This is a genomic window from Moritella marina ATCC 15381, from assembly GCF_008931805.1.
In the GTDB taxonomy this organism is placed as follows: Bacteria; Pseudomonadota; Gammaproteobacteria; order Enterobacterales; family Moritellaceae; genus Moritella; species Moritella marina.
This window is the reverse complement of the sequence record NZ_CP044399.1, coordinates 3763734-3787984: the sequence shown is the minus strand read 5'-3', so window position 1 is coordinate 3787984 and position 24251 is coordinate 3763734. Positions and strand designations below refer to the sequence as shown.

The 24251-nt window shown below is 40.1% G+C and carries 27 protein-coding genes; 15 read left to right on the top strand and 12 right to left on the bottom strand.

Annotated features, from left to right (window positions below; genetic code table 11):
* Nucleotides 1–84: 84 nt before the first annotated feature.
* The 3 genes from FR932_RS17025 to FR932_RS17015 form a co-directional block, all read right to left on the bottom strand.
* Nucleotides 85–381: a hypothetical protein gene (locus tag FR932_RS17025; RefSeq protein WP_019441203.1), complete on the bottom strand. Its 297-nt coding sequence runs from the start codon at nt 379–381 to the stop codon at nt 85–87.
* A 276-nt stretch (nt 382–657) separates the two neighbouring features.
* Nucleotides 658–1989 (bottom strand): GGDEF domain-containing protein, encoded by a 1332-nt coding sequence (locus FR932_RS17020; RefSeq protein ID WP_019628919.1) that lies wholly within the window; start codon nt 1987–1989, stop codon nt 658–660.
* 239 nt (nt 1990–2228) lie between these two features.
* Nucleotides 2229–3092: a YicC/YloC family endoribonuclease gene (locus tag FR932_RS17015; RefSeq protein WP_019441201.1), complete on the bottom strand. Its 864-nt coding sequence runs from the start codon at nt 3090–3092 to the stop codon at nt 2229–2231.
* A gap of 122 nt (nt 3093–3214) precedes the next feature.
* On the opposite strand from FR932_RS17015, the gene rph reads away from it, so the two are divergent.
* Both rph and pyrE read left to right on the top strand, forming a co-directional pair.
* The gene (gene rph, locus FR932_RS17010; RefSeq protein WP_019441200.1) at nt 3215–3946 is read left to right on the top strand and encodes a ribonuclease PH; all 732 of its coding nucleotides are present in this window, start codon (nt 3215–3217) and stop codon (nt 3944–3946) included.
* Nucleotides 3947–4090: 144 nt separating this feature from the next.
* Complete coding sequence (gene pyrE / locus FR932_RS17005) at nt 4091–4732, top strand: orotate phosphoribosyltransferase (protein WP_019441199.1); 642 nt, start codon at nt 4091–4093, stop codon at nt 4730–4732.
* A 146-nt stretch (nt 4733–4878) separates the two neighbouring features.
* Here the strand turns inward: pyrE and slmA are convergent, their stop codons facing one another.
* From slmA to coaBC, 3 genes are all read right to left on the bottom strand, one after another.
* Complete coding sequence (gene slmA / locus FR932_RS17000; protein WP_019441198.1) at nt 4879–5472, bottom strand: nucleoid occlusion factor SlmA; 594 nt, start codon at nt 5470–5472, stop codon at nt 4879–4881.
* 28 nt (nt 5473–5500) lie between these two features.
* On the bottom strand, nt 5501–5956 hold the full coding sequence (gene dut / locus FR932_RS16995) for a dUTP diphosphatase (protein ID WP_019441197.1): 456 nt from the start codon (nt 5954–5956) through the stop codon (nt 5501–5503).
* A gap of 98 nt (nt 5957–6054) precedes the next feature.
* Complete coding sequence (gene coaBC / locus FR932_RS16990) at nt 6055–7278, bottom strand: bifunctional phosphopantothenoylcysteine decarboxylase/phosphopantothenate--cysteine ligase CoaBC (protein ID WP_019441196.1); 1224 nt, start codon at nt 7276–7278, stop codon at nt 6055–6057.
* Nucleotides 7279–7489: 211 nt separating this feature from the next.
* Here coaBC and radC point away from each other — a divergent pair, with 211 nt between their 5' ends.
* The 5 genes from radC to mutM all read left to right on the top strand — a co-directional run bounded on the left by radC (nt 7490) and on the right by mutM (nt 10245).
* Nucleotides 7490–8164 (top strand): RadC family protein, encoded by a 675-nt coding sequence (radC, locus tag FR932_RS16985; protein ID WP_019441195.1) that lies wholly within the window; start codon nt 7490–7492, stop codon nt 8162–8164.
* Between the two features lie 151 nt (nt 8165–8315).
* Nucleotides 8316–8552 carry a 50S ribosomal protein L28 gene (gene rpmB / locus FR932_RS16980; protein ID WP_019441194.1) on the top strand — a complete coding sequence of 79 codons (237 nt, stop codon included), beginning with the start codon at nt 8316–8318 and terminating at the stop codon, nt 8550–8552.
* An 11-nt stretch (nt 8553–8563) separates the two neighbouring features.
* Entirely contained in the window at nt 8564–8719 is a 156-nt protein-coding gene (gene rpmG, locus FR932_RS16975; protein ID WP_017222427.1) for a 50S ribosomal protein L33, read from the top strand.
* 151 nt (nt 8720–8870) lie between these two features.
* Entirely contained in the window at nt 8871–9335 is a 465-nt protein-coding gene (locus FR932_RS16970) for a hypothetical protein (RefSeq protein ID WP_019441193.1), read from the top strand.
* Nucleotides 9336–9432: 97 nt separating this feature from the next.
* Nucleotides 9433–10245: a bifunctional DNA-formamidopyrimidine glycosylase/DNA-(apurinic or apyrimidinic site) lyase gene (gene mutM, locus FR932_RS16965; RefSeq protein ID WP_019441192.1), complete on the top strand. Its 813-nt coding sequence runs from the start codon at nt 9433–9435 to the stop codon at nt 10243–10245.
* A 14-nt stretch (nt 10246–10259) separates the two neighbouring features.
* Here mutM and coaD read toward each other — a convergent pair whose 3' ends face one another.
* The 3 genes from coaD to FR932_RS16950 all read right to left on the bottom strand — a co-directional run bounded on the left by coaD (nt 10260) and on the right by FR932_RS16950 (nt 12890).
* Nucleotides 10260–10754, bottom strand: a complete 495-nt coding sequence (gene coaD / locus FR932_RS16960) for a pantetheine-phosphate adenylyltransferase (protein ID WP_019441191.1) — start codon at nt 10752–10754, stop codon at nt 10260–10262.
* Nucleotides 10751–11800: a CDP-glycerol--glycerophosphate glycerophosphotransferase gene (locus tag FR932_RS16955; protein ID WP_019441190.1), complete on the bottom strand. Its 1050-nt coding sequence runs from the start codon at nt 11798–11800 to the stop codon at nt 10751–10753. Before FR932_RS16955 ends, coaD begins: the two co-directional genes overlap by 4 nt.
* An 88-nt stretch (nt 11801–11888) precedes the next feature.
* Complete coding sequence (locus FR932_RS16950; protein WP_019441189.1) at nt 11889–12890, bottom strand: glycosyltransferase family 9 protein; 1002 nt, start codon at nt 12888–12890, stop codon at nt 11889–11891.
* 93 nt (nt 12891–12983) lie between these two features.
* Here FR932_RS16950 and FR932_RS16945 point away from each other — a divergent pair, with 93 nt between their 5' ends.
* Both FR932_RS16945 and FR932_RS16940 read left to right on the top strand, forming a co-directional pair.
* On the top strand, nt 12984–13691 hold the full coding sequence (locus tag FR932_RS16945; RefSeq protein WP_019441188.1) for a 3-deoxy-D-manno-octulosonic acid kinase: 708 nt from the start codon (nt 12984–12986) through the stop codon (nt 13689–13691).
* 94 nt (nt 13692–13785) lie between these two features.
* The gene (locus tag FR932_RS16940; protein WP_019441187.1) at nt 13786–14451 is read left to right on the top strand and encodes a TetR/AcrR family transcriptional regulator; all 666 of its coding nucleotides are present in this window, start codon (nt 13786–13788) and stop codon (nt 14449–14451) included.
* Nucleotides 14452–14535: 84 nt separating this feature from the next.
* Here FR932_RS16940 and waaA read toward each other — a convergent pair whose 3' ends face one another.
* The gene (gene waaA / locus FR932_RS16935) at nt 14536–15867 is read right to left on the bottom strand and encodes a lipid IV(A) 3-deoxy-D-manno-octulosonic acid transferase (RefSeq protein WP_019441186.1); all 1332 of its coding nucleotides are present in this window, start codon (nt 15865–15867) and stop codon (nt 14536–14538) included.
* 133 nt (nt 15868–16000) lie between these two features.
* On the opposite strand from waaA, the gene glpE reads away from it, so the two are divergent.
* The 3 genes from glpE to hldE are packed head-to-tail and all read left to right on the top strand — an operon-like array spanning nt 16001 to nt 18640.
* Nucleotides 16001–16321 (top strand): thiosulfate sulfurtransferase GlpE, encoded by a 321-nt coding sequence (gene glpE / locus FR932_RS16930; RefSeq protein WP_019441185.1) that lies wholly within the window; start codon nt 16001–16003, stop codon nt 16319–16321.
* A gap of 31 nt (nt 16322–16352) precedes the next feature.
* On the top strand, nt 16353–17201 hold the full coding sequence (gene glpG / locus FR932_RS16925; RefSeq protein WP_019441184.1) for a rhomboid family intramembrane serine protease GlpG: 849 nt from the start codon (nt 16353–16355) through the stop codon (nt 17199–17201).
* A gap of 17 nt (nt 17202–17218) precedes the next feature.
* On the top strand, nt 17219–18640 hold the full coding sequence (hldE, locus tag FR932_RS16920) for a bifunctional D-glycero-beta-D-manno-heptose-7-phosphate kinase/D-glycero-beta-D-manno-heptose 1-phosphate adenylyltransferase HldE (RefSeq protein WP_019441183.1): 1422 nt from the start codon (nt 17219–17221) through the stop codon (nt 18638–18640).
* An 87-nt stretch (nt 18641–18727) separates the two neighbouring features.
* Here hldE and FR932_RS16915 read toward each other — a convergent pair whose 3' ends face one another.
* A complete protein-coding gene (locus FR932_RS16915) occupies nt 18728–19129 on the bottom strand; it encodes a flagellar basal body-associated FliL family protein (protein WP_019441182.1) in 402 nt (133 codons plus the stop codon).
* Nucleotides 19130–19302: 173 nt separating this feature from the next.
* Here FR932_RS16915 and FR932_RS16910 point away from each other — a divergent pair, with 173 nt between their 5' ends.
* Together FR932_RS16910 and ubiA are read left to right on the top strand one after the other, a co-directional pair.
* Entirely contained in the window at nt 19303–19899 is a 597-nt protein-coding gene (locus tag FR932_RS16910) for a chorismate--pyruvate lyase family protein (protein ID WP_019441181.1), read from the top strand.
* Between the two features lie 18 nt (nt 19900–19917).
* On the top strand, nt 19918–20778 hold the full coding sequence (ubiA, locus tag FR932_RS16905) for a 4-hydroxybenzoate octaprenyltransferase (protein ID WP_019441180.1): 861 nt from the start codon (nt 19918–19920) through the stop codon (nt 20776–20778).
* Between the two features lie 164 nt (nt 20779–20942).
* On the opposite strand, the gene plsB is transcribed toward ubiA, so the two are convergent.
* Nucleotides 20943–23378 (bottom strand): glycerol-3-phosphate 1-O-acyltransferase PlsB, encoded by a 2436-nt coding sequence (gene plsB / locus FR932_RS16900; RefSeq protein ID WP_019628920.1) that lies wholly within the window; start codon nt 23376–23378, stop codon nt 20943–20945.
* 197 nt (nt 23379–23575) lie between these two features.
* Here plsB and lexA point away from each other — a divergent pair, with 197 nt between their 5' ends.
* Complete coding sequence (lexA, locus tag FR932_RS16895) at nt 23576–24199, top strand: transcriptional repressor LexA (protein ID WP_026032123.1); 624 nt, start codon at nt 23576–23578, stop codon at nt 24197–24199.
* Nucleotides 24200–24251: the final 52 nt, after the last annotated feature.

The window sequence follows — 24251 nt, the reverse complement described above, 5'->3', positions numbered from 1 at the left end:
GTTAATGAATAAAAAAGGCGATAACTTAGGTTATCGCCTTTTATGTCTAAAAATTAGCAATGCCAGTTCTTATATCACAAGGTGTTAATCATTAATAAAATCAATTGGTTGATTGTGCAAGCGAGGGTCTAATTCTAGGCCTATTTTTTTTAGCTCTGCAGGGTCAATACATTGGTATAGTTCATGGTCACTGTGTTTTAGTTTATAACCAACCAACATTGCGTCTTTATGATCTGGCGTACACGCCCACCAATCATCGGTTTCACTCTTTAATGCGAACAGTGGGTGCGCAGATAATACCTTTGAACCGTCGATGTAAATGTAAGATAGGATACCTGGGTATGAAATATCAGGACCTGGGACTTTAATTGGATTATGCATGCAACACCTCTAAAAAATCGCTATTGAAAATATCTTTTAATATACTAAAAGTATATGACAAGTATTGTATAAGCATTTAAAAATTAAGGGTTATTAGTTAATTGCTTGCTTAAAGTGTGATTCAAAACCACTGTTGGAATTATTTATAGGGGAGCTAGAGTGAGAGAATGGCATTAAATAAGCCCTCTGTAGACAGAAGACTTATTATTTTGTGATAGTTTTTTATCAGTACTGAGCCCGCAGATCTACCTCCCCCATATCAGTCTTTGCCTCAGCTTATTTATTCTTATGCTCATACATATAAAAATCAGCCATCTCTATAATTTCGTCATATTGATCACCTGCTGAATACGAGGTTAAACCATAGGCGAAAGATATTTTATGCTCTCTAAATTCTTTCTTGTATTTAGATTTTTGGAGTATTTTATTCTGTATTTTTTCGATGATTTCTGTGGCTATTTCTATTGTCGGGCAATCATTCAATAGAATAATAAATTCGTCACCACCATTTCTGATTAAGTAGTCCTCGTCTCTTATTGCTTCTTGAGCCGATGACGCCAGCAATTTAATGGCACTATCGCCAGCAGAGTGACCTAGGGTGTCATTGATTTCTTTTATTTTATTGCCATCGATAACGGCCAATACCCCAGACGAAGTTGCTTCGCTGTAATAATCAAAATAACGGCGGTTATAAGCTTTTGTGAGTGTGTCTATCATCGATTTTTGTTTATGCAGTTCTGATTCACTGGTAATGCGTTGAATGAAATGAAAATAAAAAATCGAAATTGCGATGAAAAAAGAGAGTATAAATGAAAACTTCAACGGTATATCAAGCACGTATAAAAACGGTATTTGTACGATCACTATTATGCCATCAGCGATGTCTGCATATTCACTTCTATAAAATAATAAAGAATCGGGATAATCGGAATATTTAACCGAGATGACATAACTTTTTTGGTTCTTTTTAGTATTCGGCGGCATGATTGCAATCGTTTTATCATCAAAATAAGAGTTATTATTTAAATGAAAATTAAATCCGATATCAATATGATCATTTACGCCTTTAAATATAGTGAATAATTGATTTCCAGATAATGCATCTTCATGCATGTAACTCACGCGATATTTGTGCACTTTGGTTTTGCAAATATTAAGTTTACGGCAACGAACGGGATCAAAAATAGTACTCACCAGCTCAGGTTCTAATTTCCGTCGATATAACACACTGTGAGCTTGCCAGTCTTTAATCATGAAGTTACCAGAAATAGATGAGGTGGTTATGAAACCTAAACCGTCTAACGCCTTTTTATATTGAGAAAGGTGCTCTGTTTTTTCAGCTTTAACAGCCGCGTCTGTGTCAGCATGGCTAATATAAATGTAAGATCTTCGATTTAATGGTGTTGATGATGCGAGTTTTTCATTCTTTGCTATCACTATGATGTTAGAGAGCTCTAGCAGTGCATCAGAGAGTTCGTTCATGGTTTGATGTATCTTTGATTGCTCATCTTTAAGCGTACTTGCAGAGAAAATATAATGAAAAATAACGGTTAACACCACAACAGAAACAATGAACATTCTCACTGCGAAATAGATACTATGTAACAAGGTTGCTACCCTTACTTCTTAAAAAATAGTTGGGCATGGTAGGGCATTTTATCGCATTTTAAAATACGTATGCTTATACAGCTTTATATATGATTATATATTCAGCGTTTAACAGGATGGCTGTTTGGCTATTTTGACGTGATCATATGGAGTGATTGAAAAGACTCAATTAGATCGGGCGCTGTAAAATCGGCGATAACAAAGTCATCGCCTTTAATTCAACTTATGTTTAGTGAGTGTTATTCTATGTTTTGTAACTGTTCACGCATCTGCTCAATTAACACTTTAAGCTCTACAGCCGACTTAGTAATATCTGTACTAATCGATTTTGAACCTAGGGTATTTGATTCACGATTGAACTCTTGCATCATGAAATCCAGGCGACGACCGCAAGCGCCACCTTTCGTTAAGATGCTACGTGTTTCAGTGACGTGGGCATTTAAACGGTCAATCTCTTCAGCTACATCTAATTTCTGCGCCATTAAGATAAGTTCTTGCTCTACGCGAGTTTCGTCTAATTCGATTTTCGCATCGCTGAATTTCTTTTGAATACGTTCACGTTGCCATTTAATGATTTCAGGCATTTTACCTTCAACGAAATTAGCTTGTTCAGTGATGCCCGTTAAACGTTGCTCTAGCATTGCTTGTAGTTTTTCACCTTCAGATGCACGTGATTCTAAAAATTCACCTAGCGTTTCGTTGAAAAAGCTTAACAGGTCGGTTGATAACTCGCCCATGTCTTTTTCGGCCGCTTCCATTACGCCAGGCCAGCGCAGGATATCTACTGGATTCAGTTTCGCTTTACCGGCTTTTTTTGATACCCAGTTGGCGCTTTCAATTAATTTTTCAGCAAGTGCTTCGTTTAATTGTAATTCACCGCTGTTAGCTGCATTTGCTTCAAAACGCAGGTTACATTCTACTTTACCGCGTTGTAATTGTTTACGGAAACGTTCACGTAGTACAGCTTCTAAGCCGCGAAATTGCTCAGGTAGTCGGATGTACGTTTCAAGGTAACGTTGGTTAACCGAACGGATCTCCCATACTGCTGTACCCCAATCGCCTTTAAACTCTTTACGGGCATATGCCGTCATACTATGAATCATGTTGAATCCGTTAATTAAAGTAAATTAAGCCAATTATACCTGCAGGTTATTACAACTTGCTATAGCGATAGTTTAGCTTAGCTCATATAATATTGGCCTATCATCAATGAAGAGTTAAAATAATGCGCCCAAGTCAAAGAACATTAGGTCAAATTCGACCTGTCACCATTACCCGTAACTTTACCGCGCATGCAGAAGGGTCTGTATTAGTCGAATTTGGCGGTACTAAGGTATTGTGTACTGCGACTGTTGAAAACAATGTGCCACGTTTCTTAAAGGGTAAAGGCCAAGGTTGGGTTACGGCTGAATACGGCATGCTACCGCGCTCGACGCACAAGCGCATGAATCGTGAAGCGGCACGTGGTGGACAAACTGGACGCACTATGGAAATTCAACGCCTGATTGCGCGTTCATTGCGTGCTTGTATCGATCTTGGTTCATTGGGTGAGCATACGGTTGTAATCGATTGTGATGTTATTCAAGCTGACGGCGGCACGCGTACAGCTGCTATTACTGGTGCTTGTGTGGCCTTGGCGGATGCGGTTGAATTTTTGATCCGCAAAGGTAAATTAAAGATTAGCCCGATCAAATTTATGATTGCCGCTGTGTCTGTTGGTATCTATAAAGGCGAAGCGGTATGCGATTTAGATTATCCAGAAGATTCTGATGCTGAAACAGACATGAATGTAGTGATGACGGATACCGGCAAATTTATCGAGATCCAAGGCACTGCTGAAGGCGAACCGTTTAGCCACGAAGAAATGTTAGCCATGCTGGCGTTAGCGAAAGACGGCATCGAACAGATTATTGTAGAGCAAAAGAAAGCACTCGGTGATAGCTTGATTAAAGTGTAAAGCTTGTTAGAATAGCGGCGCTTATCGTTAGTCGCCAAGCGCTAACAAGGTTAATTGCCTAATAATATTCCCCATATTATTAGGCTTTTTAGGTGAAGTGGCTTTTAGCCAACAACATCTAATTAATCATAATAGGGGAAAACGATGAAAGATTACCAACGCGAGTTTATTGAGTTTGCTTTAGAAAAAGAAGTGCTTAAATTTGGTGAATTCACACTAAAGTCTGGTCGTACTAGCCCTTATTTCTTCAACGCCGGTTTGTTCAACACAGGTCGTGATTTATCACGTCTTGGTCGTTTCTATGCAGCCGCTTTAGTTGATTCTGGTATCGAATACGATGTGGTATTTGGTCCTGCCTACAAAGGTATCCCAATCGCGACGACTACTGTTGTAGCGCTCTGCGATCATCATGATATTGATGCGCCTTACTGTTTTAACCGCAAAGAGAAAAAAGACCACGGCGAAGGTGGTTCATTAGTCGGTTCTGCATTGGAAGGCCGTATCGTATTGGTTGATGACGTGATCACAGCAGGTACTGCAATCCGTGAATCTATGGATATCATCCAAGCACATAACGCTGAACTTTCTGGTGTATTAATCGCGCTAGACCGCCAAGAAAAAGGCAAAGGCGAATTATCTGCAATCCAAGAAATTGAACAGGATTATGGCTGTAGCGTATTATCAATCGTTACTTTAGGCGATCTTGTTACTTTCTTAGCAGACAAGCCTGAGATGAAGCAACATCTTGAGACGGTAAAAACATATCGTGAAAACTACGGTATCTAATTAATACGTTTCGCGGCAAGATGAATTATGGGGGGTTAAATCACAGCTCTATTTATCACTGCCGTTAAAGAAAATACGAAAAAGGCTACCGAGGTAGCCTTTTTTATTTCTATATAGCAAACTTTACTGCTATGCGCTGAAAGAGGTTAACTTTGCAGTAACTGCTTGCGTAAGAATTCCCACTGTTGATCAAAGTCTGTGGTTGGTTTTAATGCAAAACGGGTACGTACGTATTGATTGATACGACCTTCTGCATAGGCTAACAATAAATTTGCTAACATACCTTCATCTAAGCTAAAGCCTGCCCCGTCACGCATTTTCTTTTCACGTAATACTTGTTTTAAGTGTGTTTCAATCTTGGCGTATAACGCGCTGATTTGCTCACCAAGACGTTCGTGTTCACCTTGCAGTGCATCGCCAGTCATAATGCGAGTGATACCTGGGTTGCGCTCGGTAAATACCAGCAGCAAATGCAGGATGTGATGACAACGGGTGATGGTATCTTTTTCTTCATTTAAGATCTGATTAATACCCGCTAAGATTGAATCTTCGATAAAGGTAATTAACCCTTCAAACATACGAGCTTTACTTGGAAAGTGGCGATAGAGCGCAGCTTCTGATACACCAACTTCTTTGGCAAGTTTAGCGGTCGTAATACGCTGACCAGGACTGGTTTCCAGCATGTGTGCTAATGCTTGTAATATTTGTTCTCGACGATTCTTTTTAGTGCTTGTTGACATCTTTTTCATCCTAGAATGGTGTTAACCGTTATTGCTTACCCGAATGGCCAAAGCCACCTTCGCCGCGTTCACTACTATCAAACTCTTCAACAATGGTGAGTTGTGCTTGTATTACTGGCACTATCATCATCTGAGCAATACGATCGCCTGGTTGAATACTGAAACTGTCTTGACCACGATTCCAACATGAGATCATTAACTCGCCTTGGTAATCAGAGTCAATTAAACCCACTAAATTCCCCAATACAATACCGTGCTTATGCCCTAAGCCTGAACGCGGTAAAATGGTTGCTGCCATTGTCGGGTCAGCAATATGGATTGCAATGCCCGTTGGGATCAAATGTGTCTCGCCTGGATTAACCGTCAATGGCTGGGCAAGGCAAGCGCGTAGGTCTAAACCCGCTGAGCCAGGGGTTGCATAACTTGGTAATGGAAACTCAGTACCCACACGTGGATTTAAAATTTTAACTTCTATTTGTTTCATTGTTTGTTTCACTAAATATATCAATTAATGGCTCAACTGTGTATTGCGGTAGCGCAAGACAAGGTTAGATGCCGAATATTATTATTGTTTTATAATGTTTATGGTCTGGTATTGGCGTTGAACTGAGTGGCGATTAATTGTAATAATTGTACCGCTACATCTTGTTTACTTGCTAACGCAATTTGTGTGCTGCCCTGTGGCCAAAATACCGTTAACGCATTGTCTTCAGCATTAAAACCTTGGCCTGATTGTGCCACGTCATTTGCGGCGATCATAGCAAGATTTTTACGCTGCATTTTGTCGCGTGCATAATGTTCAACATCTTGTGTTTCTGCAGCAAAACCGACAGTAAAAGGAGAATTTTCGAGCGCGGCGACACTGGCGACAATATCGGGGTTTTTGATCATGCGTACAACCATCTCGTCGCTATTGGTCTTTTTAATTTTTTGTTCGGCAATACTTTCTGGGCGGTAATCTGCCACGGCTGCACAGGCAATGAAAATATCTTGTTGGTGAATGTCGGCCATGACTGCATCGTGCATATCAAGTGCGCTAGTCACTTTAACAAGATGGCATGAAGTGGGCGCGGCTAATGCCACTGGACCACTTACCACTGTGACATTAGCACCTAATAAACGTGCCGCTTGGGCGAGGGCATAACCCATTTTTCCTGAACTGTGATTACTGATATAACGTACTGGATCAATCGCCTCGCGGGTTGGTCCTGCGGTGATCATGATATTTTTACCCGCTAATAGTTGCGGCTTTTCTTGTTCGCTAAAATAGTTAACAACAGCTGTTACTAGCTCGTCAGGATTCACCATTCTACCTGGGCCTACATCACCACACGCTTGCGCGCCTGCTGCTGGTCCCCATAGTGTGATATTGCGTTGTTTAAGCGTGGCTAAATTATCTTGTGTTGCTGGCGCTTGATACATCACTTGATTCATCGCTGGGGCAATGGCAATTGGAGCTGGCGTTGCAAGGCATAACGTCGAGAGTAAATCATCGGCAATACCGGCAGTGAATTTGGCAATAAAATTGGCGGTAGCAGGGGCAATTAAGACTAAATCGGCCCATTTAGCGAATTCTATATGACCCATGCCAGCTTCGGCTGCGGGGTCTAGTAAACTATGTGCAACGGGGTTTCCTGAGACTGCTTGCATGGTAAGCGGAGTGATAAACTCTTGCGCCGATTGGGTCATAACGACGCGAACTTCTGCGCCTTGTTCCGTTAATCGACGGGTTAACTCTGCGCATTTATAAGCGGCGATGCCGCCGGTAATACCGAGCAAAATGCGTTTATTGGCAATAGCAGTCATTGTGTATTCCACGTTAAAATCTGAAAGGATATTCTAATAACGTAATAACAATACCATAATTAAATTCGCAGAGGCTAAGGTTTGTTATTAATTTTATATGCATCATTATCAAATCTATAAATTTGAACTATTTCACTGTTTTATCATTATTGAGTTCGTTTATTCACCGAATAGCTAAGCTAACAGGACGTTATGTTAAATGGTGAAATAGATGAAATTAAAATCATTACCGAGCAGTGAAATGCCACGCGAAAAGCTGGTTAAACTGGGTGCAAACTCATTATCTGATGCAGAATTGTTAGCGATATTTTTACGCACGGGCATTAAGGGTACGAATGTCGTGGCGCTGGCGAGTCATATTTTGGCTGAGTTTGGCACTTTACGGGCATTACTTGCGGCCAGTGAACATGAGTTTTGTCAGATTAAGGGACTGGGTGTCGCTAAATATGTGCAGTTACAAGCAACTGTGGAGATGTCTCGGCGCTTTTTAGCCGAAAAATTAGAGCGTAGTAATGCCCTTACTAGCCCACAAGAAAGTCGAAATTACATTCGGGCAAAGTTACGCGATCAGCCTCATGAAGTGTTTGCGGTATTATTTTTAGACAATAAGCACCGAGTTATTCGCTTTGAGGAGTTGTTTTATGGCACAATAGACAGTGCTAGTGTTTATCCGCGAGTGGTGGTAAAAAAAGCGTTAGAAAGAAATGCTGCGGCAGTTATTTTTGCGCATAACCATCCCTCTGGCATTGCTGAACCCAGCCGTGCTGATCGTATGATCACAGATAAACTTATCTCAGCCTTACAATTAATTGATGTTAAAGTCCTCGATCATTTTGTTATAGGTGACAGTGACATAGCGAGCTTTGCAGAGCGAGGGTGGGTGTGAAATTACGATTTCCATTCATTCTTGAAATATAAAAAGCTTGCTCTATGTTTTAATTTACTGTATAAAATGCGGCCTTTAGCACGCGTCTTGGGCGACGGCCAACAAGACGCTGTATATTTGCTCGAGCAAGAAAATATTTGGAGAAGACGACATGTCTAAAGTATGCCAAGTCACTGGTAAAAAGCCAGCTGTTGGTAATAACGTTTCTCACGCAAAAAACCGCACACGTCGCCGTTTTTTGCCAAACCTACATTCACACCGTTTTTGGGTTGAGAGCGAAAACCGCTTTGTTAAATTACGTCTTACTTGTAAAGGTATGCGTATTATCGATAAAAAGGGTATTGATTCAGTTTTAGCTGAAATGCGTGCCCGTGGTGAGAAGGTTTAAGGAACTATATTATGCGCGATAAAATTCGTTTGAATTCATCTGCTGGTACAGGTCACTTCTATACCACTGATAAAAATAAGAAAAACATGCCTGAAAAAATGGAAATCAAAAAATTTGATCCAGTTGTTCGTAAGCACGTTATCTACAAAGAAGGTAAAATCAAGTAATTCTTGATTTTATGTTCGATATTGAAAACCCAGCTTTTGCTGGGTTTTTTTTGCCTGAAATTCAGCCTTGCGATACTTGCCCTAGTCGGCGTTTTCACGTAGTTTGCGTATACTTATTGATAAATCAATGACTCGATTGGAAGGATTATCCGTGCAGTTATCACGACGAGGTTGGAATAACGTTTTAATATTTGCGATATTGGCTATGATGCTGATATTTCAATATTCAGGCAAGAAGGTGAACGGTGATGATACCGCGAATCTCTATCAATCAGCGCTACCGGCTAGTGCGGTGGTATTGTCGATGCAGTTTGATCATATTCAAATCCAACGCGTTGGTAGTCAACTGGCAACCAAACCTGAGCTGGGTTTGTCGCAGCCACAATTGCAGCAAATTATTAAAGCATGGGAAAGTGCGACATTTAAGCCTGTGGCTAAAGATGTTGTGATCGCCAATCTTGCTTACGGTATTAATGTTTCCTTCGAATTAGCGAATTTAGCCGAGCCTGTTACCTTGATTTTATATCAAATAGAGAGCGGTTATTTATTACAAAATTGGCAAAGCCAGTTATTACAAATTGATGAAGCTGAATTGCAGGTTTTATTACCGCGTTAGCCGCTTGTTTATGCTCGCTAATAACACTTAGTTATTCTTTATCTGGGCTTCACCGCACCATTACTCTGTAACCTACATATAACCGACTGGATGTCTTATGCCTGAATTACCGGAAGTTGAAGTAAGCCGTCAAGGTATTTCCCCGTATCTCGAAAATGCCCTGATCACCAAAATAGTTGTACGTAATGGTCAACTGCGTTGGCCTGTACCAATGGCTTTGCAAGATGCGGTGGGCTGTATGGTGATAAGTGTACGCCGCCGGGCTAAATACTTACTGTTGGAAACAGAAAAGGGCACAATCATTATTCATCTGGGTATGTCAGGTAGTCTAAGGGTGCTTGATTCAAACGTAGCAGTTGAAAAGCATGATCATGTAGACATAGTGCTGGATTCAGGGAAATGTCTTCGCCTGAATGACCCTAGGCGCTTTGGCTCGGTGCTGTGGCAAGTGGGCGAGGTGCTTGAGCACAAATTATTAGCTAGCTTAGGCCCAGAGCCGTTAACCGATGATTTTACCGCGCAACGTTTGTTTGAACGTTCTCGTTCACGGAAGATGCCAGTAAAATCATTTCTGATGGATAACCATAATGTTGTCGGTGTTGGTAATATTTATGCCAATGAGGCGCTATTTTCTGCGGGAATCAGTCCAAAACGTGCCGCGGGCAATGTCTCTTTACAGCGTTATAAAGTTTTGGTCGACGAAGTGAAAAGTGTATTAGCTAAAGCGATTGCGCAAGGCGGTACAACATTAAAAGATTTCACTCAAACAGATGGTAAACCAGGTTACTTTGTTCAAGAGTTACAGGTATATGGCAAAGCAGGTAAACCGTGTCCTAAATGCGGTGAGGTATTACAAGCGGTTAAGATCGGTCAGCGCAACACGATTTATTGCAATCAGTGTCAGCGCTAACGCGATCTTAATTTCTATATCGGGTTATTTTCGGCGATCTTCGCTAAAATAGCATGACATACCACTGGGGCGACGAATTGCGCGACATCGCCGTTGTGGATCGCAACTTCTTTCACCAATGTTGAAGATATAAACGAATTTTCTTCAGATGGTGTGAGGAAAACACTTTCTAAATCAGGACTTAAACGGCGATTCATGTTCGCAAGTTGGAATTCGTACTCAAAGTCAGATACCGCACGTAAGCCACGAATCAATACAGATGCATTATATTCTTTTGCAAAATCAACTAACAAGCCACTAAACCCAACCACTTCCACATTATCTAAATGGGCTGTTACGTCTTTCGCTAATTGCACACGTTCTTCAAGCGTGAAGAAAGGTTTCTTTGTCGCGTTAAAGGCAACGCCAACAATCACGTGATCAAAAAGTTTTGCTGCGCGCTCGATTAAATCAGCGTGACCATTGGTGATCGGATCAAATGTACCTGGGTAAATTACTTTTACTGTCATGATAGTTTCCAGAATCCTAATTTTTTTCTTAATTTCAGTTGGCGTAATAGATTTAATGGCTTGCTCTTCAATGAGTCAAAAGTGAAGTTATCAACTGCATCTAATACTCTTGCACTTGAGTTTCCATCTGTATACGCATGAATATATTCTATGTAATCATCAATTTTTCGCATGAGTTCATCTGGCTGCTCTAATGCTTCTGTTAAAGCTAATTCAATTTGCTCTGGGCTGCTCACATTGATGAGGTGCTCTCCTTGCTGATTACCTTTAAAGGTGACCACTGGTTTTCTTTGTAATAAAAACATTAATAATACTGACGATGTATCGCAAAGCATCACATCAGCACTTTTTAATAATGGCACGACGTTATCAGTTTCAATAAAAGTTAAATTATCATTTTCTAACGCTTTATATTTCTCAACAATATCAGCGCCCATTTTGGGATGGAATTGCACTAACCAACGCCACTTTCCTGATTCTGATAATTTTTTTATCGCTTCAAAAATATGTGGGGCACAAGAAAAACGCGGTGAGAATGTAGAGCAGAACAATACTGTCGGTCTTTTGTCCTCATTATCAATATATGGATTCAACGCGGTATCTGTGGTGAATAGTGGATCTAACGCTGGCCATCCCGTATCCACAACTTTATATGTTTGATATTTTTCAGCCAGTTGCTCAAATTGTTTTGTCATGTCTTTGCCATATGAGCAATGTAAATCAAAACAGCCACGGATACGGAAGTGAGTATTTTTGCCTTTCCAATCAAGTTTTCCTGCATCGAAACCATGAAATACTGTTACTTTAAGGCCGGGAATGAAACTTGGTACTACATTGCCTGGCACAAATACCGCAAAAGGATTGAAGGCGTTGATTGCTTCAACTGTTGTTAGTTGAACTTCATCGCTAGATAAGTAATCGGCATTAACATTTGGCTCTAAGAACCATGAGACTTCTCCACCACGGCGTCTGATTTCGGTTTGTAGTGGTCTTAATATAGCGAAGCTGTAATTTTGACTAATGTAAAAAAGATATTTTTTTGGCATGGTCACACGACTCGTATTCAGATTTTGATTGGTGAGTAATACAAAGGGACAACTGAACTTTATATTACTCTAATTTTAATTGACGTTTTTAAAGCCATTTTTGTAAGCAAGATTTGACTTGCTCAATCGAAATTGCGTCCATTAAATCAGGACCTTTGGCTCTTACACCCCATTCACTATCGGGTAAATGTTGATGATAAACTTCAGCGACATCATCTAGATTATTATAAGGACCTGTGCGTCCTGGATTACTGTGCGCATATAAACCGACAACAGGTGTTCCGACTGTGGTACTCATGTGTGCGGGGCCTGTATCTGGCGCGAGCACTAGGTCAGCATGTTTTAGAATGGCGAGTAATTGTTTTAGTGACGTTTCTCCCACCAAATTATTCACTGGCACTGTCGCAAGCTCGATAATCTCTTTGGCTAATTGTTTTTCACTGTCGGTCGGACCGCCACAAATAGAGACTTGGTAATTATTTTCATGCATATAATTAGCTATTTCAGCATAGCCAGCAGTTGACCAATTCCGCTCAGCTTTACTGGCTGATGGACAAATAATAAAGTTTTTCTTAGTATGGCTTAATTGTGAATGCGCCCATAAATTATCTTGGGTGGTAAGCGGTATGTCCCACTGCGGTGGTGCTACTGGCACGCCAATCGCTTCGGCAAATGCCATAAAGCCATCAAGTACGTGGGGTTGAGATTGTGGTTTTATTTTATTATTTGTAAATAGCCATTGGCCTTCTTTGGCTCTGACTTTATCAAAGCCCCAACGTTGCTTCGCTTTGATGCATAAACTCGCGACGCTGGCTCTGAGTGCAACTTGCATGTGCAATAATACATCGAACTGGCGATTGTTTAATTTTTTACGCAGGTCTGAATAGCCTTTCAGTCCCGTTTTTTTATCAAAAATAATAAATTCAACACCGGCGAGATCCCCCACTAACATCGCCTCTATTTTACCTATTACCCAAGTTATCTTGGCGTTTGGGTAGTGGCGTTGGATGGCTTGTACAACAGATACAGCATGGCAAACATCGCCAATTGCGGAAAAACGTAAAATACAGATACTCTGTGGAGGGGTCATATTCATCATTTCTAGTTGTTGAATGTAAAAGGCTATTATGCAAATCGTTTGAGGTAATGTAAAATTTATCGGTAAAGTTTTTTTGGAGATCACATGTTAATAGACACACAAGGCGCTCGAGTCTTATTTTTTCAGGATGAATTAAAAGGCGAAATCACCCCCGAATATTTTGATGGGGCGTATTGGCAACGGAATAATGCAATTATTGGGTCGGCATTTGGTCGTGGTATTACCTGGTTTTTCAAAATAAATAATGACGAGTTTGTATTACGTCATTATCACCGCGGTGGGCTGGTTGGTAAGTTAATCAAGGATAGTTATTGCTATACAGGGCTTGAAAGCACCCGTGCTTACCAAGAGTTTATGGTGACACAGCAATTAGTCGAAAAAGGTTTGCCGGCACCACAACCGGTAGCAGGTCAGGTAATTAAACACGGATTATTTTATCGTGCGGATTTAATTACGCAAAAAATTGCGGGGGCTAACGATTTGGTGGCTGTATTAAAAGATCGCGCGTTGAATCAAGATGATTACCAACAAATTGGCGAGATGATAAGACGTTTTCATGATGTGAATTTATGGCATGCAGATTTAAACACTCATAACATCATTTTAGACGGTGATGGTAAGTGGTGGTTGATTGATTTTGACCGTTGTAAATTTAAACCTGCAGCTGATTCATGGAAACAAGCAAACCTAGCCCGTTTAAAACGTTCTTTTGTGAAAGAGCAAAGCAAAGACACTGCATTTAAATGGCAAACGTCTGATTGGGATTTGTTGCTCGCTGGTTATCAGAATTGAGCGAATATTCTAACAATGAGATATTACACTGTGTCATTTAGTAATAAATGTGCGAGTATTAACAAATCTATTATAAATCAAAGCGGTCATTTTCATGAAAACCAGAGATAAGATCATTCATACTGCACTTGAGCTGTTTAATGAATGTGGTGAGCGTAATGTCACTACCAATCATATTGCTGCACATTTAGGCATTAGTCCTGGTAATCTTTATTATCATTTTCGAAATAAAGAAGACATTATTGATTCTATCTTTGATCAGTATGTAAATTATTTAGCTGAACATTTCCAACCTCATCGTGAAGGTGAAGTCACGTTGGAAGTGATGATGAGTTATTTAGATTCTATGTTTGAAACCATGTGGCGTTTTCGATTTTTGTATTACAGCTTACCAAGCCTATTATCTCGAGATCCGAACTTACATAAAAAATATTTGAAATTCCAAGAAGTTTCAGCGCAGCGTGAAGTGGATTTATTATTTTCATTGCAGAAAAATAATGTGGTTAACATTCCGATGGAAGATCTGGATGAGTTAGCTAACTCGATTAAAGTCGTATTGGTTTCTTGGGTCAGTTATCGCACCACAATTAGTAAAGATGCGAAGGTATATAAAGCGGATATTTATCGCGGTATTCTAAAATCAATCTTTATGATGAAGCCTTACTTTACCGAAAAAGCATTGGTTGATTATCAGCATATGCGTGAATATTATTTACGTTTAGCCACTGCTGATATGGTTGTCACTGAGAAGAACGGCTAATTTTTCACGTTAGCCTATACAATATGGTTTTCTTTCATCGGCGATGATGTCGTTGATTAAGGTAAACCATATTGAATCATTCGTTTATTTGATATTGTTCTGCTTAGCTGTTTGGTCACTGCGCTGGTTAATATTCTGGTCAATGTAATGTGTTAAAGTGTGCATTATTTTATCTAACGCCCCTTTGTTTTTTTCCACTACCTGCTTTGCTTGTTTCCCCATCGTGACTGCCATTTCAGGCTGAGATATCAATGTATTTATTTTGTTCGCTAATTCCTGTGCGTCATTAACGACAGCAACGCCTTCGCAATTAAGTAATTGTGCAGTGACATCAGCAAAATTAAAGTAACTTGGACCTGTGATACAGGCTTTTGAAAGCGCAGCAGGCTCGAGTAAATTATGCCCGCCGACCTTGTCACCAATTAAACTTCCGCCCATGAAACAGATATCACTGGCGGCAAGTAGAACTGGCATTTCTCCCATGCTATCGCCTACATACACATCCACATTACTCAGGTCATCTGTTGTTGTAGCTTGGCTGCGACGTTGAGTTTCTGGGAATTTAGCTGAGCACAGATCCGTCACATTATCAAAGCGTTCTGGATGGCGAGGCACCAATATTAATACGGCATTTGGATGTTGTTTTTTTACGTTTTCAAACGCAGCAAGCACTATCTCATCCTCACCTTTATGGGTACTTGAGGCTATGACGACAGGACGCTGCTGTCCAAGTTGTTGGCGTAGTGATAAGCCATTATTGATGATGCTATCTGAAAATTGAATATCAAATTTAACGGTGCCACTGACAGACAGTTGTGCTTGGTTTAATCCTAACGTTTTAAACCGACGTTGGTCATTTTCGTCCTGACATAATATATGCGTTAACGTTTGTAATGGTGCAGAGAACAGAGACTTAAAACGCAGGTATTTGTGTTGAGACTTTTCTGATAATCGTGCATTTACTACTATAGTGGGGATACTTTCATCTTTACAAATGGTCAGCATATTAGGCCATAACTCGGTTTCCATTATTAAACAGAGCGATGGTTGCATACGGCTAATAAATTGTTTCACTGCGCAAGGGTAATCAGCTGGGAAATACCTGTGCTCAATGTTACCGGGTAAAGCAACGACACGCTCGGCCCCCGTGCTTGTGGTCGTCGTGATCAGTAATGGTAACTCTGGGTATTGCTGTTGCAAGGCTTTGATAATAGGCGTTGCTGCAATCACTTCGCCCACTGACACTGCGTGGATCCAGATTGGTTGTTGTGTTTGCACTAATTCAGGAGTAATACCGACAAATTCTTTCCAGCGGTCACCAACAGGTGGTTTACCTTTCTTGGTTTTTAATAACAAAGAGAATATCAACGGTGACGTTGCATAAAGTAACGTGGTGTAGAGTGTTCGGCTAAGCATTCGGTATTCCCTTCTGTATCAATATAAGCAATGTGATAATATCATCATAAGCTAATGGTTCGCTGTTGAATTGTTAAATTTGGTGTTTCTTGTGGATATACTTGAACGCGATAGAATTATATTAAGGTGTAGCATGGATAGTTTCAAACATATTTCGATTAATGAAGTTCAGCAATTAATGAGTGGTAATACTGACGTTAAAATTGTCGATATTCGCGATCCGCAATCATTTTCCGATGCACATATCGAAGATTCATTGCATTTAACTGACTCAGTGTTAGGCAGTTTTATGCAAAAAACTGATTTCGATACGCCTGTTGTCGTGGTTTGTTACCATGGCCGTAGTAGCCAAGGTGCTGCGCAATATTTAGTAGAACAAGGCTTTGAAGATGTTTATAGCATGGATGGTGGTTTTGAAGCTTGGCGTCGAGAATGTGCGTTTGTGGCAAAGTAAGTGATAGTTGTGGTGGAGAGTAAGTAATAGCATGATTGAGATAGGTGTAATTAATAATCCACGTATGGCGCAGGCTTTTGTGGATTATTTAGCTGTGCAAAAAATTGATGCGAAAGTCGCTCAGACTGATGAAGGCTTTGCTATTTGCTTACCTGCAATGACGCATGTAGAAGCTGCGTCTGCAGAACTTGATTTATTTTTAGCTGACCCTTATCAGCAAAAATACCAAGCGGCGTCTTGGGATGTTGCGGATAGCAGAACGGCGAGTTTCAGTTATGGCTCGGGTAATATGCTCAGTAACTTTTTGCTACATGCTGGTAAAGTAACATTAGTTATTTTTGCGATGAGTGTGATTGTCTTTGCGGCAATGTACTTTAGCATGTTGACACAAAATGAATTTATCTTTGCTGCACTGCATTTCCCGTATGATTTAAGTATCAGTTCATTGAGTGAGTTTTGGCGTTTATTTACACCAGCGATCATGCATTTTTCAGTGTTACATCTGGTGTTTAATTTATTATGGTGGTGGTATCTTGGTGGACTGATTGAAAATAAACTTGGCAGTAAGAAATTATTACTATTATTTTTAGTTGCCGCGTTAATACCCAATATCGGCCAGTTTTTATTATCCGGACCTAATTTTGGTGGTTTATCGGGTGTGGTTTATGCTTTAGTCGGTTATATTTGGTGGACTGCTTGGTTAGCGCCGGAACAAGGCGTTAGTTTGCCGAAGCCTTATATTGGCTTTATGTTGGTTTGGTTGGTACTTGGCTTTTTCCCACTATTTGGCCTCAATGTCGCCAATGCCGCGCATGTACTTGGCTTAGTTGTCGGTTGTGGCCAAGCGTTTGTAGATCATAAATTTAAATCTTTTAACTAGATATTATCGAGAAAATAATGGAAATCATTTTACCTGACTTTAATACTGCAAAAATATTAGTCGTTGGCGATGTCATGTTAGATCGTTATTGGACTGGTGACTCAAGCCGTATTTCTCCTGAAGCGCCAGTACCTATCGTTAAAGTCGGTAATGTTGAAGACCGTCCAGGTGGCGCAGCGAACGTTGCGCTTAATCTTGCTGCTTTAGGTGCTAATGTTAAGCTGTTGGGCTTAACGGGTAAAGATGAAGCGGCTCAAGCATTATGTGGCAAAATGAATGCGGTTGATGTTACCTGTGATTTTTTGCAGTTAGATGATTATCCAACAATCACTAAATTACGTGTGCTAAGCCGTGGCCAGCAAGTGATTCGCTTAGATTTTGAAGAGTCAGTTGCAGCTGTAGATACGCAACCGCTTGTCGCTAAAACAATCGCTAACTTAGCGGATTATTCAGTGATGATAGTGTCGGATTATAACAAAGGTGCTTTGGTTGAAGTGCAAAATATGATCCAAGCAGCGAAGCAACAAGGCGTTAAAGTTTTCGTTGATCCGAAAGGCTGTGATTTTGAAAAATACCGTGGTGCGACATTATTAACGCCGAATTTATCGGAATTTGAAGCGGTTGTTGGTCATTGTAAGAGTGAGCAAGATCTCGTTGAAAAAGGTCGTAAGCTCATTGCGGAACATGATTTTGAAGCATTATTAGTTACTCGTAGTGAAAAGGGCATGACGTTGATTCGCGCAAGTGAAGATGAATTTCATCTGCCTGCATTAGCCCAAGAGGTCTATGATGTTACTGGTGCGGGTGATACCGTTATTTCGGTGTTAGCGGCGGCTGTTTCTGCTGGATCATCGTTAGAACAAGCTTGTGCCCTTGCGAATGCTGGAGCCAGTGTGGTCGTTGCTAAGATAGGTACTTCGACGGTTAGCCCGCTTGAATTAGCTAATTCAGTTTATGGCTCGCACGAAAGTGGTTTTGGGGTATTATCCGAAGAACAATTGAACATCGCGGTTAAGTCAGCGCAGCTACGTGGCGAAGAGATTGTCATGACCAATGGTTGTTTTGATATTCTCCATGCTGGTCACGTGTCTTACTTAAATTCGGCTCGTAAGCTAGGCCAGCGTTTAATTGTCGCGGTTAATTCAGATGCGTCAGTCCGAGCGCTGAAAGGATCGAGTCGACCGATTAATACTTGTGATCGCCGTATGACGGTGCTTGCTGCATTAGGTGCTGTTGATTGGGTTGTTGAGTTTACTGAAGATACACCAGAGCGTTTAATTGCTAAGTTATTACCAGATGTATTGGTTAAAGGTGGTGATTATAAAGTTGAAGAGATTGCTGGCCATAAACAAGTGTTAGCAAATGGCGGTAAGGTTAATATTCTACAATTCGAAGATGGTTGTTCAACCACTGCGATCATTAATGCAATTAAAAGCTAATTCGACAAGCAGCGATACATGAGTTTATCATGTTATTTCTAAGCTAGATGAGTGAAGGAGTAGGCTAAATAGCTTACTCCTTTTTTATTACATTAATAAATATTTGGTAAATAACAGGTTTTCAATAACACCTTTACCGCTTTCTTGTTGTAGTAGACTATTCACTTCATTTTGGATTAATAGTCTTATTTCCTCTCGCCCCGTTAGTGAGCGTAAATGCTGGGGTGATTGCTGACCTAATAATGAGATAATCTTATCTCTGATTAATGGTTCATGTTTTTCAATCACGTCTAGGCTCTTTTTATTTGCCAACATAAACTCTACTGAGACGCTGATAAAACCAATTTTGTTGGTTTCACTGACATAGTTAGTAATAATATCAGGCTCTAAACCGAAATAAATATACACGGGTTTATCATTATTTGCTGATACGGCGGCTGATGAAAGTGATGCCGTTATGATGCAGAGTAGCCAGAGTAGCTTTTTCATTTACCGTATCCTTAGTTAAATGAGATGGAAAATGGCAGTGTTGTCGCTAGTATACTCATTTTCAAATGATTAATTAAATAAATCCGTGCACAACTTGTGTCCTGACTTACAATCTTAGCCTGAATAGCAGATAATTATGCCTGTTTTTGTTGTTAGAAAAAGTAATTTATAATATGTCAGATAATATAAATAATAAGCAGATGAGTAAATCGAGATTAGCTGATTATCCCATAGGTTGCGATGCGAACTGGCTATGGCCAAGCATATTAATGAAGGATTTATCTGCGGATCTTTATGATTGGTTAGTTGATACAGGGTCGTTAACGGCTAGGCTGAAACTACATTGTCAGGAATTTACCGTTGAAATATTAACGGAAGGCAATTATCCATTATCCGATGATGAAAAAACAAAATTAAACCTAACTGAAAGCATCGGTTTTGTGCGTGAGGTATTGTTAAAGTTAGACGGTATACCTTGGGTATTTGCACGTAGCGTGATGCCGCTTAATGTTTTAACAGCACCGGGTGGTGAGCTTGATAAATTAGGCACTCGCTCGTTGGGCAGTGTGTTATTCAGCACGCCGGATATGCAACGTAGTGAAATTGAAATCGCTGAATTTGATACTCAAAGTCGGGTATATGAATTATCTGGCTTACTGAGCTCAACACCGAAATTATCGTTATTTGGTCGACGTTCATGTTTTTTATTGGCTGGAAAATCATTATTGGTATCTGAAGTGTTTTTGCCTGACGCATTGGCATACAAATAATAAAAGGACGTTGAATATATGTCACTCATGACATCAAAAATAAAAGATTACATACAACTGACACGTATGGATAAGCCTATCGGCACTTTGTTATTATTGTGGCCGACGTTATGGGCGTTATGGATTGCAGCTGAAGGTGTGCCAAAATTAGATGTGTTGCTGGTCTTTATATTGGGCGTGATTTTAATGCGCGCAGCTGGCTGTGTGATTAATGATTTTGCTGACCGGCATGTTGATGGTCATGTAAAACGCACTGAAAATAGACCTATGGCAGCGGGACGTATATCAAGTCGTGCAGCGTTAAGCTTTTTCTTTGCGTTGACCTTGTTAGCTTTTTTACTTGTACTCACCATGAATACATTAACGATCATGCTATCGTTTGTGGCAGTTGGCCTTGCCGCATGCTATCCATTTATGAAACGTTATACTCATCTACCTCAGGTCGTACTTGGTATGGCATTTGGCTGGGCTATCCCAATGGGGTTTGCGGCGCAACTTGATACTGTACCGAGTTATGCGTGGTTATTATTTGTCGCGAATATTTTATGGACTGTGGCTTATGATACGCTATATGCCATGGTTGATCGTGATGATGATTTAAAAATTGGCATTAAATCGACAGCTATTTTATTTGCTGAAAAAGATAAATTGATTGTGGGACTGTTACAGCTATCATCGCTATTATGTCTTGGCTTGTTAGGTTGGTTTCTTGTATTGCCAAGCGTATATTTTATTGGTTTGACTATCGTGGCAGGGTTATTTGTCTACCAACAAACCTTGATTGTTGGGCGTGATAGAGCTGCTTGTTTTAAAGCTTTTTTGCATAATAATTATGTGGGTATGATTATCTTTGTAAGCTTGATTTTAAGCTATTTATAAATAAGGCATTGAGTTGTTTATAAATAATTTAACAGCGTATAAGACAGGCATACACAGAATACTAAAAAAGGAGCCTTGGCTCCTTTTTTAGTATCTTCTTCTTCATCAATGTTAAATGCCAAGCCGTTGTTGATTATATAAATCAAAGGTCTTTGGCATTAATGCTAGCCGTCGTTAGATTGCTGACTGAGCATGACATCTGAGATTGTTTGTTTTACTTCTAACGTTGTTAAGCTTCTAACAGTGTTAGCTAATAGACTGATCTTATCCGCTTTAGCGGTTCCAGCATCGGATAAGTAATGCAGTTCTTGCAGCTTATCAATAAAGATGGTCAGTACTTTCTTATCAAAGAATTCAGGCGCACTCACACCATTGAGTGAGGATAGACGCTCGGCAATCAACTGGCTGCGATCTTCAAGGTGAGTCCTTTCAATTACTTGATCATGCTCTAATACTGTTAGTACGATGGCATAACGCTGTAATGTTTCTTGGATGCTAGCAGCAAGTAGCTTCAATGACATGAGACGTTCATTTACCGGCGTGATGACACCATTGTTATTGTTAATAATGCCTTGTTCTTGCATTTCAGTTAACGTATTAGTAATGCAATCACTTAACTCATCTTCTGAGTACTTCAAGAATAGTTCTGCTTGAATTAGCGGGTAAAGCTGGTAAATTTTAGCGTTAATATCTTTGACTGTTATTGTCGGTGTTTCTGCCACTATAGCCGCAATTAAAGACGGTAATGCAAACAGGTGTAAAATATTATTACGGTAGAAAGTTAACAGTACAGCTTGCTCGTATGACATAGATAGCATTTGTCCTAAGCTATCCTCACGTACGGTGAATTTTTTCAGTGACATTGCTTGATCTAGAATTTCTTCTGCGCTGTTTTCTGGCAAGGTACTAAATTCACTATAAGGGTTATTACGTAATAATTTTAGGTAGCTATCAATTTGCTGTACTAAAATTTCTCGGCTTAATGCTTTATGTGGTGCTGCGTGTAAAATAAGAGCACAGATAGTTAATGAGTTCACCGCTGCTGCACTATTAATATTTACCATGACTTTATTAGCAAGATCGCGAGTTGTTTGCTGTAACCATCGTGGTTGTTCTTCAACAGGCATATTCATGTCATCACGCCAGTTTTCAACGTGTTTATTTAAATATTGATTCAGGTTGATTGGCTCACCAAAGTTCACAAATGCTTGGCCGTAATTTTTCAATTTTTTAGCGATACCAAATACTTGGAACATACTTTCTTTTTTCTTATTGGCACCGGACAATTCTTTTACATAGGTGCTGACTTCCATCACATGGTCGTAACCTAGGTATACTGGCACTAAAGTAATTGGTCTATTTTGTTCTCTTAACATCGCTTGTAGCGTCATGTTAAGCATGCCCGTTTTCGGTGGTAATAAACGGCCTGTACGGCTACGGCCACCTTCGGTAAAGAATTCAACCGAATAGCCTTTCGAGAATAGTAAGCTTAAGTACTCTCTAAAAATGGTCGCGTAAAGTTTGTTGCCTTTAAAGGTACGGCGTAAGAAGAATGCACCACCACGGCGGAACATCGGTCCAGCAGGGAAGAAATTAAGATTAATACCAGCCGCAATGTGCGGTGGAATCAAACCTTCATTGTAAATAACATAGGAAATAAGTAAGTAATCCATGTGACTACGATGGCAAGGCATGAATACAATTTCATGTCCATCGGCAGCAAGCTTACGCACTTGTTCGGCATTATTTACCTTGATACCGCTGTATATTTTATTCCATAACCAGCTCATGAAATTACTGGTGTTTTTGACGAGTTTATACGAGAAATCACTGGCAATTTCATCGATATAATCGTTGGCGCGTTTTTCAGCTTTTTGTGCTGAAATATTATGTTCCGCTATTTCAACTTGAATCGCTTTTTTTACTTCAGGGTTACGTAATAGTTGTTCGAACAATTGGTAACGATTTGGCAGTTTTGGCCCTGACGCAGCGAGTTTTTGACGGCTGAAGTGGATTTTTGCAACGCGAATTAATTTTTGTGCTAGCTTCTCGTCACTGCCATGTTGGTCTGCCATGAAGCGTAGTGATACAGGGTTATTAAAGCGCACTAAGTTGTCTTTACGATTAAGTCCGACAATTAATGTTTTGCGTAAGCGGCTTGGTGAAATACTGTTGGCTAATGATAACAGTGGCACTTGGCCTTCTTTCCCTGGTGCGCGGCCCCAAAATAAGGCCACTGGCATTAATTGAATATCGAGGACTTTATCATCTTTGTGTAAACGTAATAATTGCTGGAACTCATCAAAAAATACGTCGGTATTCTTGGTCTTGCCAAACAGTGGTGCTGGATTATCTAAGCAAACATGGCTAGGGATAATAACGCCGTTCACTTTGATTGGTGTGAGCGGATCCGGTAGGCCTAGTTCTTTACAGGCACGTTGTAATGCGACGAGATCCGTCATTGATTTAGTTTTTAAAGCATAAACAATAGGACGCGTTAAATCTAACTTTAACGCATCAACTGGGTTATCTGGTACGTACTGAGATTTAACTAAGCCGTTAACGAAACTTCGACTTAACATTGACGGTGTTTGTTGCATAATGGTTATCATTCTGTTATTTAAAGTGCGAGAGTGCTTGCTCCAATAATATCAGATACGTGGCTATAAATCTGTGTTTAAGCGTCAGCAAGCGCTTAATTCATTATTATTTTGATATACCGACTGCTTATATTGCAAACTTGATTATACTGTATATAATTACAAGAAACTGTATATAAAACCAGTTAGGGTTCATAATGAAAGCATTGACACAAAGACAAGCAGAAGTATTTGAATTAGTTAAGCAGCATATTAAAAATACCGGCATGCCACCAACCCGAGCTGAGATTGCGAAGGAACTGGGTTTTCGTTCGCCGAATGCTGCCGAAGAACATTTAAAAGCATTAGCCCGAAAAGGCCACATCGAAATTCTAGCGGGTACTTCTCGCGGTATTCGATTGTTGGTTAATGCCGAAGAAGCCAGTAATGAGAGTGGACTACCTTTGATCGGGCAGGTTGCCGCTGGTGAGCCAATTTTAGCCCAGGAACATATTGAAGCACATTATAATGTTGATCCCTCAATGTTCACGCCTAACGCCGATTTCTTATTGCGTGTTCGTGGTGAGAGCATGCGCAATATTGGTATTATGGATGGTGATTTATTAGCGGTACATAAAACGAAAAATATCAGTAAGGGTCAAGTTGTTGTGGCGCGCGTTGACGATGAAGTCACCGTGAAACGTTTTGAGCAACAAGGCTGTGAAATTTTACTGCATCCTGAAAATGATGAAATGAGCACAATACGTGTTGATTTAAATTTCCAAAACTTTGATATTGAAGGTGTTGCCGTGGGTATTATTCGTAATACTGATTGGATGTAATCACGCTTTATTTTGACTAGTTTGAGGGGAGATAGTTAATCATCCCATGATT

Coding starts and splice junctions, on each gene's coding strand:
- FR932_RS17025 (WP_019441203.1), bottom strand. CDS start 381: ATGCATAATCCAATTAAAGTCCCAGGTCCTGATATTTCATACCCAGGT.
- FR932_RS17015 (WP_019441201.1), bottom strand. CDS start 3,092: ATGATTCATAGTATGACGGCATATGCCCGTAAAGAGTTTAAAGGCGAT.
- rph (WP_019441200.1), top strand. CDS start 3,215: ATGCGCCCAAGTCAAAGAACATTAGGTCAAATTCGACCTGTCACCATT.
- pyrE (WP_019441199.1), top strand. CDS start 4,091: ATGAAAGATTACCAACGCGAGTTTATTGAGTTTGCTTTAGAAAAAGAA.
- slmA (WP_019441198.1), bottom strand. CDS start 5,472: ATGTCAACAAGCACTAAAAAGAATCGTCGAGAACAAATATTACAAGCA.
- dut (WP_019441197.1), bottom strand. CDS start 5,956: ATGAAACAAATAGAAGTTAAAATTTTAAATCCACGTGTGGGTACTGAG.
- coaBC (WP_019441196.1), bottom strand. CDS start 7,278: ATGACTGCTATTGCCAATAAACGCATTTTGCTCGGTATTACCGGCGGC.
- radC (WP_019441195.1), top strand. CDS start 7,490: ATGAAATTAAAATCATTACCGAGCAGTGAAATGCCACGCGAAAAGCTG.
- rpmB (WP_019441194.1), top strand. CDS start 8,316: ATGTCTAAAGTATGCCAAGTCACTGGTAAAAAGCCAGCTGTTGGTAAT.
- rpmG (WP_017222427.1), top strand. CDS start 8,564: ATGCGCGATAAAATTCGTTTGAATTCATCTGCTGGTACAGGTCACTTC.
- mutM (WP_019441192.1), top strand. CDS start 9,433: ATGCCTGAATTACCGGAAGTTGAAGTAAGCCGTCAAGGTATTTCCCCG.
- coaD (WP_019441191.1), bottom strand. CDS start 10,754: ATGACAGTAAAAGTAATTTACCCAGGTACATTTGATCCGATCACCAAT.
- FR932_RS16955 (WP_019441190.1), bottom strand. CDS start 11,800: ATGCCAAAAAAATATCTTTTTTACATTAGTCAAAATTACAGCTTCGCT.
- FR932_RS16950 (WP_019441189.1), bottom strand. CDS start 12,890: ATGACCCCTCCACAGAGTATCTGTATTTTACGTTTTTCCGCAATTGGC.
- FR932_RS16945 (WP_019441188.1), top strand. CDS start 12,984: ATGTTAATAGACACACAAGGCGCTCGAGTCTTATTTTTTCAGGATGAA.
- FR932_RS16940 (WP_019441187.1), top strand. CDS start 13,786: ATGAAAACCAGAGATAAGATCATTCATACTGCACTTGAGCTGTTTAAT.
- waaA (WP_019441186.1), bottom strand. CDS start 15,867: ATGCTTAGCCGAACACTCTACACCACGTTACTTTATGCAACGTCACCG.
- glpE (WP_019441185.1), top strand. CDS start 16,001: ATGGATAGTTTCAAACATATTTCGATTAATGAAGTTCAGCAATTAATG.
- glpG (WP_019441184.1), top strand. CDS start 16,353: ATGATTGAGATAGGTGTAATTAATAATCCACGTATGGCGCAGGCTTTT.
- hldE (WP_019441183.1), top strand. CDS start 17,219: ATGGAAATCATTTTACCTGACTTTAATACTGCAAAAATATTAGTCGTT.
- FR932_RS16915 (WP_019441182.1), bottom strand. CDS start 19,129: ATGAAAAAGCTACTCTGGCTACTCTGCATCATAACGGCATCACTTTCA.
- FR932_RS16910 (WP_019441181.1), top strand. CDS start 19,303: ATGTCAGATAATATAAATAATAAGCAGATGAGTAAATCGAGATTAGCT.
- ubiA (WP_019441180.1), top strand. CDS start 19,918: ATGTCACTCATGACATCAAAAATAAAAGATTACATACAACTGACACGT.
- plsB (WP_019628920.1), bottom strand. CDS start 23,378: ATGCAACAAACACCGTCAATGTTAAGTCGAAGTTTCGTTAACGGCTTA.
- lexA (WP_026032123.1), top strand. CDS start 23,576: ATGAAAGCATTGACACAAAGACAAGCAGAAGTATTTGAATTAGTTAAG.